Annotated in this window: 8 protein-coding genes and 1 pseudogene; 2 read left to right on the top strand and 7 right to left on the bottom strand. The window is 75.8% G+C overall.

Annotated features, from left to right (window positions below; genetic code table 11):
- Positions 1 to 368, top strand: a 368-nt coding sequence (locus tag CCN33_RS23990) for an SDR family oxidoreductase (protein ID WP_140394644.1), incomplete at its 5' end; no start/stop codon positions are given.
- Positions 369 to 378: 10 nt separating this feature from the next.
- On the opposite strand, the gene CCN33_RS23985 is transcribed toward CCN33_RS23990, so the two are convergent.
- Genes CCN33_RS23985 through CCN33_RS32210 form a run of 3 tightly spaced genes read right to left on the bottom strand, consistent with a single transcriptional unit; the run spans position 379 to position 1,967 of the window.
- Positions 379 to 1,005 carry a cytochrome b/b6 domain-containing protein gene (locus CCN33_RS23985; RefSeq protein WP_086695578.1) on the bottom strand — a complete coding sequence of 209 codons (627 nt, stop codon included), beginning with the start codon at positions 1,003 to 1,005 and terminating at the stop codon, positions 379 to 381.
- Entirely contained in the window at positions 989 to 1,744 is a 756-nt protein-coding gene (locus tag CCN33_RS23980; RefSeq protein ID WP_244173921.1) for a molybdopterin-dependent oxidoreductase, read from the bottom strand. Before CCN33_RS23980 ends, CCN33_RS23985 begins: the two co-directional genes overlap by 17 nt.
- Positions 1,745 to 1,793: 49 nt before the next feature.
- Positions 1,794 to 1,967, bottom strand: a complete 174-nt coding sequence (locus CCN33_RS32210) for a hypothetical protein (protein ID WP_167387928.1) — start codon at positions 1,965 to 1,967, stop codon at positions 1,794 to 1,796.
- Here CCN33_RS32210 and CCN33_RS23975 point away from each other — a divergent pair.
- Positions 1,906 to 2,301, top strand: a pseudogene (locus CCN33_RS23975) (PucR family transcriptional regulator); the annotation flags it as partial. The gene CCN33_RS32210 and the pseudogene CCN33_RS23975 overlap by 62 nt on opposite strands.
- A gap of 61 nt (positions 2,302 to 2,362) precedes the next feature.
- Here the strand turns inward: CCN33_RS23975 and CCN33_RS23970 are convergent.
- The 4 genes from CCN33_RS23970 to CCN33_RS23955 form a co-directional block, all read right to left on the bottom strand.
- Positions 2,363 to 3,499 (bottom strand): glycosyltransferase family 4 protein, encoded by a 1,137-nt coding sequence (locus CCN33_RS23970; protein WP_086695576.1) that lies wholly within the window; start codon positions 3,497 to 3,499, stop codon positions 2,363 to 2,365.
- Positions 3,500 to 3,798: 299 nt separating this feature from the next.
- Positions 3,799 to 4,542, bottom strand: coding sequence for a hypothetical protein (locus CCN33_RS23965; RefSeq protein ID WP_086695575.1), 744 nt, complete (start codon positions 4,540 to 4,542; stop codon positions 3,799 to 3,801).
- A gap of 3 nt (positions 4,543 to 4,545) precedes the next feature.
- Positions 4,546 to 6,264 carry a DNA repair protein RecN gene (gene recN / locus CCN33_RS23960; RefSeq protein ID WP_086695574.1) on the bottom strand — a complete coding sequence of 573 codons (1,719 nt, stop codon included), beginning with the start codon at positions 6,262 to 6,264 and terminating at the stop codon, positions 4,546 to 4,548.
- A 63-nt stretch (positions 6,265 to 6,327) separates the two neighbouring features.
- On the bottom strand, positions 6,328 to 7,097 hold a 770-nt coding region (locus CCN33_RS23955; protein ID WP_086695573.1), incomplete at its 5' end, for an NAD kinase.

The following is a 7,097-nucleotide window of genomic DNA, read 5'->3' as shown; positions in this document are numbered from 1 at the left end:
CCGGGCGCGGGCACGGCAAGATCGTGAACGTGTGCTCGCTGCAGAGCGAGGTGGTCCGCCCCGGCATCGCGCCGTACGCGGCGACCAAGGGCGCGCTGAAGATGCTCACCAAGGGCATGTGCGCGGACTGGGGTCCGCGGGGCGTGCAGGTCAACGGGCTGGGGCCCGGTTACATCGAGACCGAGCTGACCCGGCCGCTGGTCGAGGACGCCGAGTTCAGCGCGTGGGTGCGGGGGCGGACCCCGGCCGGGCGCTGGGGGCGTACCGAGGACCTGGTCGGCGGGCTGCTGTTCCTGGTCTCTCCCGCCGCCGACTTCGTCACCGGCCAGGTGCTCTACGTCGACGGCGGCATGACGAGCGTGCTCTGAGAGCACGAGTTCACGGGCGCCAGAGCGGGTGTTCCCGCTCCGCCCACTCCCGGCTCACGGTGCCGGTGCGCAGTCCCCGCCGTGCCTCCGGGTCCCCGAGGGCCTTGCCGATGTGTCCCGCGAGCACCACGCCGACGGTGAGGGCCAGCCAGTCGTGCACGAAGGTGGCCGAGGTGCGCCACAGCAGCGGGGTGAGGTGGGTGAACCACATCATCAGGCCGGTGCCGAGCATCACCAGGACGGCTCCGGCGATCCAGGCCGTGTAGACCTTCTGCCCCGCGTTGAACTTGCCCGCGGGGCGCTCCGCGTACCGCCGGTCCCGGCGCAGGGCGGCGCGCAGCCAGCGCCTGTCGTGCGGGCCGAACCGGTTGAGCGCGCCCAGGTCGGCGCGGAACGCCCGCGAGACCAGGCCCAGCAGCACCGGCACCGGCAGCGCGAGCCCGGCCCATTCGTGGACGCGTACGACGAGTTCGCGGCGGCCGACCAGCACGGCGAGCTGCGGCACGTAGAGGCAGGCGGCCGTGGCCACGCAGACGGCCATGAGGGCGGCGCTCGTGCGGTGGACCCAGCGTTCGGCGGGGGTGAAGCGGTGGACGCGGGCGTCGGCGGGCGCCGGGGTGTCAGCTCGTAGGGTCATCGGTCCGTCCGTTCGAGCGGCCGACCCAGGCGTCGACGTCGTAGCCGAGTCTCTCCCAGTAGCCGGGCTCGACGTGGTCGCTGACGGTGATGCCGGAAAGCCATTTGGCCGACTTGTAGAAGTACATCGGGGCGACATAGAGGCGGACGGGGCCGCCGTGGTCGTGGCCGATGTCCTTGCCCTGCATGCGCAGCGCCACCAGGACGTCGGGGCGGCGGGCCTGGTCGAGGGTGAGGCTCTCGGTGTAGGTGCCGTCGAAGCAGGTGAAGCGGATGGCCCGGGCGGTGGGGCGGACGCCGGCCGCGTCCAGCAGGGTGCTCAGGCGGACGCCCTCGAAGGGGGTGCCCGGCACGCGCCAGCCGGTGACGCACTGGACGTCCCTGGTCAGCCGGGTGCGGGGCAGGGCGCGCAGGTCGGCGAGGGTGTAGGCGCGGGGGTGGTCCACCAGGCCGTCGACGGTGAGCCTGTAGTCGGCGGGGCCCTTGGGCGGGACGGAGGCGGCGACGGAGTAGTACCGGAAGCCGCCGCCGTTGGGGAGCAGGCCGCTCAGGCCGGTGGGGTCCTGGCCGGAGAGGGCGCCGAGCGCGCTCTCCGCGCCGCGTTGCAGCCAGGGCGCGGTGGCGACGCCGAGCGCGCCCAGGCCGAGGGTGCCGAGGAAGAGGCGGCGGCCGATGGGCCTGCCGTGCGCGTCGGGATCTTCGGCGGGGTCGGGGGCGTGCCGGTCCGGGTCGGGGGTCACGTCGTCATTCGAGCACGGGTGCGGGCCGTGGGGCCAGTGTTTCGGGGGGTCAGCCGGTGGCCAGGGCATGGGCGCGGGCCTGGTGGAAGGCGGCCCAGGGGTCCTGGCCGGTGTAGGACCAGGGGGCGCGGGTGGCGTGCGGCCCGATGCGGTGGAAGAGGGCGGCGGCCTCGGCGGGGCTGCGGCACGCGGTGGAGACGGCGACCGCCGCACAGGGCCTCACGGACCAGCCCTGGTACGACGCCCGCCGCCTCGACATCGACCTGCTGCTGTGGCGGCTGCGGGACCACCCTGACCTGGCGGCCTTCGTGGACCGCGCCCTCGGCCCGCTGCGCGAGCACGACCGGAGCGCCAAGCCCCCGCTGCTCCCCACCCTGGAGACCTACCTCGCCCACGCGGGCCGCAAGGCGGAGACCGCCCGCGAACTCCACCTCAACCGCCAGACGCTCTACAACCGCCTCGCCCGCATGGGCGAGTTGCTGAACACCGACCTCGACGACCCGCACACGGTCCTGGCGTTGAGCCTGGCCCTGCGGGCGAGGCGGCACGTGGACTAGGGCGTGTCCGCAAAGTCCCGCCTGGCTCTTCGGGCAGACGGCGCTACTTTGCGGACACGCCCTAGAGGAGCGCCATCGGCTGGGTCAACTCGTCGTAGATGCTGAGAACTTGGGCGATCGTGTCGTCCTCGGTCGGCCAGCCGTCCGCCTGGCGGATGCCGCGTTCGACGAGCCGCTCGCGCCGGCCGGGGTCGGCGAGGAGGGCGGTGACGGTGTCGGCGAGGGCGCGGGAGTCACCGTAGGGGACGAGGGCGGCGGCGTCGCCGACGAGGTCCGGGACGCCGCCGACGGCGGTGGCGACCAGGGGGACGCGGGCGTGCAGGGCCTCCTGGGCGAAGAGGGGGCGGGACTCCCAGCGGCTGGTGAGCAGGGCGAGGTCGGCGGCGGCGAGCAGGCCGGGCACGTCGTCGCGGACACCGAGCAGCCGTACGGGCAACTCCTCGTCGGCGATGCGCTGGTGCAGCTCGGCGCGGAGCGGCCCCTCGCCCGCGATCAGGGTGAGCGGCTGCGGATCGAGGCCGCTCCAGCGGCGGGCGGCGTCCAGCAGCACGTGGTAGCCGCGGTGACGGTCGAGGGAGCCGACGGCGAGGAGCAACGGGCGGTCGGTGGCGCCGAGTTCGGCGCGGAGCTTGGCCGAGGGGCGGTCCGGGTCCCCCGCTGCGGCGGGCCGGGGGCGGCCGGGCAGGGCCATCGCCCCGAGCCGGGCGTCCCGCGCGCCGGTGCGGCGGGCCCGGTCGACCAGGGCGGAGCTGGTGCCGAGGACCACGGCGGCCGTCCGGGCCACGCGCCGTTCCAGCAGCCGCAGCAGATGTGCCCGCGCGCCCTCGGCGTGCGCCCGGTCGTGCCAGGTGACGACCAGCGGGGTCGCCCGCCCGCCGAGCGCCAGCGCGGCCCGGAAGGAGGCGTGCAGCCCGTGCGCGTGCACCAGGTCGGCGTCCGCGCAGGCCGCCCGGAGCCGGCCCACGGCCGCCGGGTCGCTGCTGCGGGGCACCGGAACATGGTCGGCGCCGGTGCCCCGGAAGTCGTAGGCGTGGTCGGCCTCCGCCGGGGCGCAGACGGTGACCCGGACGCCCCGCGCGACGAGCCCCTGGGCCAGGGAGCGCACATGGGCGCTGCTCCCGGCGTTGCCGCCGCCGAGCACCTGCACGGTGCGCAGCGAGGACTGGCCGTGCGGGGCGTTGCTGCTCACGGGGGTCACTGAGGCCGGGACTCCTGGGTCGGGGCGGGGTCGGTCGGGGAGGTACGGAGAGGTCACGAGGACGTACAGAAGGTAGCGAACGGCGAAACGCCGGAAGCGGGGCACGACGGGCCGCGCGGGCCCCCGCCCGGAGGCGGCACACCGTCAAGCATGCCAGTACGTACGGCCGTTCCGGGAAATCCCGCCGGAGCCCGCGGGCGGGGCACGGTGGCAATGCGCCGGCGCATCTCACCCGTACGAGTGAGAGCGGCCGTCGGCCCGGCGGAGCCGGCCGGCGTACGTACCGCGAGGTCAGCGGCTCACAGCGCCCGCGCCCAGGCGGACACCCGGTCCCCGCGCACGGTGGCGGCGACCACGGCGACGGCGTGCACGAGCAGGCCCGCGCGCCCGCCCGCCGAAACGACGGCGGTGCCGAGCGCCGCGCCCAGGGCGTGCGCGCCGGTGTCGCCGAGCATGGCCCGCTCCCCCAGGTCCTCGGGGAGCACGGCGACGGCCCCGCCCGCCGTGACGGCCGCCAGCGCGCCGCCCGTCCCGCTCCGGGCGAGCCTCGGCGCCGCGAGCGCGAGCACGGCGCCCGCCGCGCGGCCGGGGCGCACGTCCAGCAGGTTGGCGGTGTGCGCGGCGCCCGCGATGACGACGCCCGCGAGCAGCCGGTCCAGCGGCCGCTCCTTCAGCAGGGTCCCGGCGGCGAGCGCGGCGGCGGAGATGCCGAACAGCTTGACCGCGCCGGAGGTGACTTCGCCGGTACGCAGGGCGCCGAAGTGGGCGCCGAAGCCCCGGCGGGGGTCGTCGGCGCCCGCGATGTCGTCGTAGGCGCCGCAGGCTCCGGCGGCCAGCACGGCGAGCCCGGCGGCCGGGTGGACGCGGGCGGCGGCGAGCGCGGTGGCGGCGGCGCTCGCCGCCCCGGCGTACAGCTCGACGGTGCGGCCCGCGTGGTTCTTCCGTTCCCAGCGGTCCCGGCCGCCCGGCGCTCGGTGCCGGAGCACCGCGGTCAGACCTCGGGTGAGCAGCGCCGAGGCCAGCAGGGCGGCGGCACGCGCCATCCCCTAGTCCTCCGCGCGGGCGGTGGCGAGGAGTTCCTCGGCGTGGGCGCGGGCGGCCTCGGAGTCCTCCTGGCCGGCCAGCATGCGGGACAGCTCGCGGACGCGGTCCTCGCCCTCCAGGACCTTGACACCGGACCGGGTGACCGAACCGTCGTTGGTCTTCTCCACCAGCAGCTGCCGGTCGGCGAACGCGGCGACCTGCGGAAGGTGGGTGACCACGACGACCTGCGCGGTCCGGGCGAGCTTCGCCAGCCGCCGCCCGATCTCCACGGCCGCCTTGCCGCCGACGCCGGCGTCCACCTCGTCGAACAGGTACGTCGGCACCGGGTCGGTGCCCGCGAACACCACCTCCACGGCGAGCATCACACGGGACAGCTCACCGCCGGAGGCGCCCTTGGCGATGGGCCGGGGCGGGGCGCCGGGGTGCGGGGCGAGCAGCAGCTCGACCTCGTCGACCCCGGTGGGCCCGTAGGCGACCGTACGGCCGCCGGCCTCGATGCCGTCGGGGTCCTCGGTCTGCCGGATGTCGAAGGAGACCCGCGCGTGCGGCATCGCCAGCGAGGCCAGTTCGGCGGTGACGGCGGCGGCGAACCGCTCGGCCGCCTCGGTGCGGGCCTTGGTCAACGTCTCGGCGAGCGCGCCCAGTTCGACGCCCAGGGCGTCGCGCTCGGCGGTGAGTTCGCCGATCCGCTCGTCGTCACCGTCCAGCTCGGTGAGCCGGGCGGCGCCCTGCTCGCCCCAGGCCAGCACGGCGCCGATGTCCTCGCCGTACTTGCGGGTCAGCGCGGTCAGCGCGGCCCGGCGCTCCTCGACCGCGGCCAGCCGCAGCGGGTCGGCGTCCAGGTCGGAGGCGTATCCGGCCAGCTCACCGGCGACGTCGGCGAGGAGGATGCCGATCTCCCCGATCCGGTCGGTCAGGGCGGCCAGCGCCGGGTCGTGGGCCCGGACCGCCTCCAGCGCCCGGTGGGCGCCCGCGACCAGGGTGGAGGCGTCGATGCCCTCCGGGTCCTCGGGGTTGCCCGCCAGGGCGGCGTGCGCGGCGGTGGCCGCGCCGGCCAGCGCCTCGGCGTGGCCGAGCCGCTCCGCCTCCTCGGCGAGTTCGGTGTCCTCCCCCGCGCGGGGTTCCACCGCGGCGATCTCGTCCAGGCCGTACCGCAGCAGGTCGGCCTCCTGGGCGCGCTCGCGGGCACGGGTGACGATCTCGTCCAGCTCGGCGGCGACGGTCCGCAGCCGCCGGTACGCCTCGGTGTACGCGGCCAGCGGGCCGGAGACGGCCTCGCCCGCGTACCGGTCCAGTGCCTGCCGCTGCCGGGACAGCTTGAGCAGGCCCTGCTGGTCGGTCTGGCCGTGCACGGCCACCAGTTCGTCGGCCAGCTCGGCGAGCAGCCCCACGGGCACGCTGCGCCCGCCGAGATGCGCGCGGGAGCGGCCCTCGGCGGAGACGGTACGGCTGATCAACAGGGCGCCGTCGTCCAGCTCGGCCCCCGCCTCCTCGGCGCGTACGACGGCGGAGGCGCCGGCGGCCAGGGCGATCCGCCCCTCCACCACCGCCTTGCCCGCACCGATCCGTACGAGCGCCGGGTCGGCGCGTCCGCCGAGCAGCAGGCCCAGGCTGGTGACCACCATGGTCTTGCCCGCGCCCGTCTCACCGGTGACCGCGGTGAACCCCGGCGACAGCTCGACCACGGCGTCGTCGATGACCCCGAGCGACCGTATCCGCATCTCCTCCAACACGGAACAGACCTTACGAGGTCCGGGGCGCGCCGCGCACACGGGCCGCCGCTGTCACTCCGAGGAGTGGTCCCGGGCGCCGCGCCAGCCGGTGGTCGGCAGGGCGAACTTCGCCACCAGCCGGTCGGTGAAGGAGGCGTGGTGCAGCCGGGCGAGCCGGACCGGCACCGCACCGCGCCGGACCTCGACCCGCGCGCCGGGCGGCAGCTCGATGGTGCGGCGGCCGTCGCACCACAGCACGCCCGGCGGGACGTGCGGGAGCACCTCGACGGCGAGGACCGAGTCGGGCGAGGTGACCAGCGGCTTCGCGAACAGGGCGTGCGCGCTGATCGGCACCATGAGCAGTGCCTCCACCTCGGGCCACACCACCGGTCCGCCGGCGGAGAAGGCGTAGGCGGTGGAGCCGGTGGGGGTGGAGAGCACGATGCCGTCGCAGCCGAAGGCGGTGACCGGACGGCCGTCGATCTCCAGCACCACTTCCAGCATCTTCTCGGCGGACACCTTCTGCACGGCCGCCTCGTTCAGCGCCCAGTCGGTGTGCACGATGTCACCGTTGCGGTGCACGACCACGTCGATGGTCATGCGCTCCTCGACCTCGTAGGAGCGGGCCACCACCCGGTCCACCACCCGGTCCAGGTCGTCCCGCTCGGCCTCGGCGAGGAAGCCGACGCTGCCGAGGTTGACGCCGAGCATCGGCACGCCGGAGGCGCGGGCGAACTCGGCGCCGCGCAGCAGGGTGCCGTCACCGCCGAGGACGATGAGCAGTTCGCAGCCGTCGAGTGACTGCGGTGTCGCCTCCTTGACGAGTTCGACCCCGCCCGGCC

The sequence above is a fragment of the Streptomyces recifensis genome (genome assembly GCF_002154615.1).
Classification (GTDB): Bacteria; Actinomycetota; Actinomycetes; order Streptomycetales; family Streptomycetaceae; genus Streptomyces; species Streptomyces griseoluteus.
The sequence above is the reverse complement of the archived record's forward strand: the minus strand, read 5'-3'. Positions and strand labels throughout refer to the sequence as shown.

What these genes read in the sequence shown, in the direction of transcription:
- CCN33_RS23965 (WP_086695575.1), bottom strand. Translation starts at nt 4,542, where the DNA reads ATGGCGCGTGCCGCCGCCCTGCTGGCCTCGGCGCTGCTCACCCGAGGT.
- recN (WP_086695574.1), bottom strand. Translation starts at nt 6,264, where the DNA reads ATGCGGATACGGTCGCTCGGGGTCATCGACGACGCCGTGGTCGAGCTG.
- CCN33_RS23985 (WP_086695578.1), bottom strand. Translation starts at nt 1,005, where the DNA reads ATGACCCTACGAGCTGACACCCCGGCGCCCGCCGACGCCCGCGTCCAC.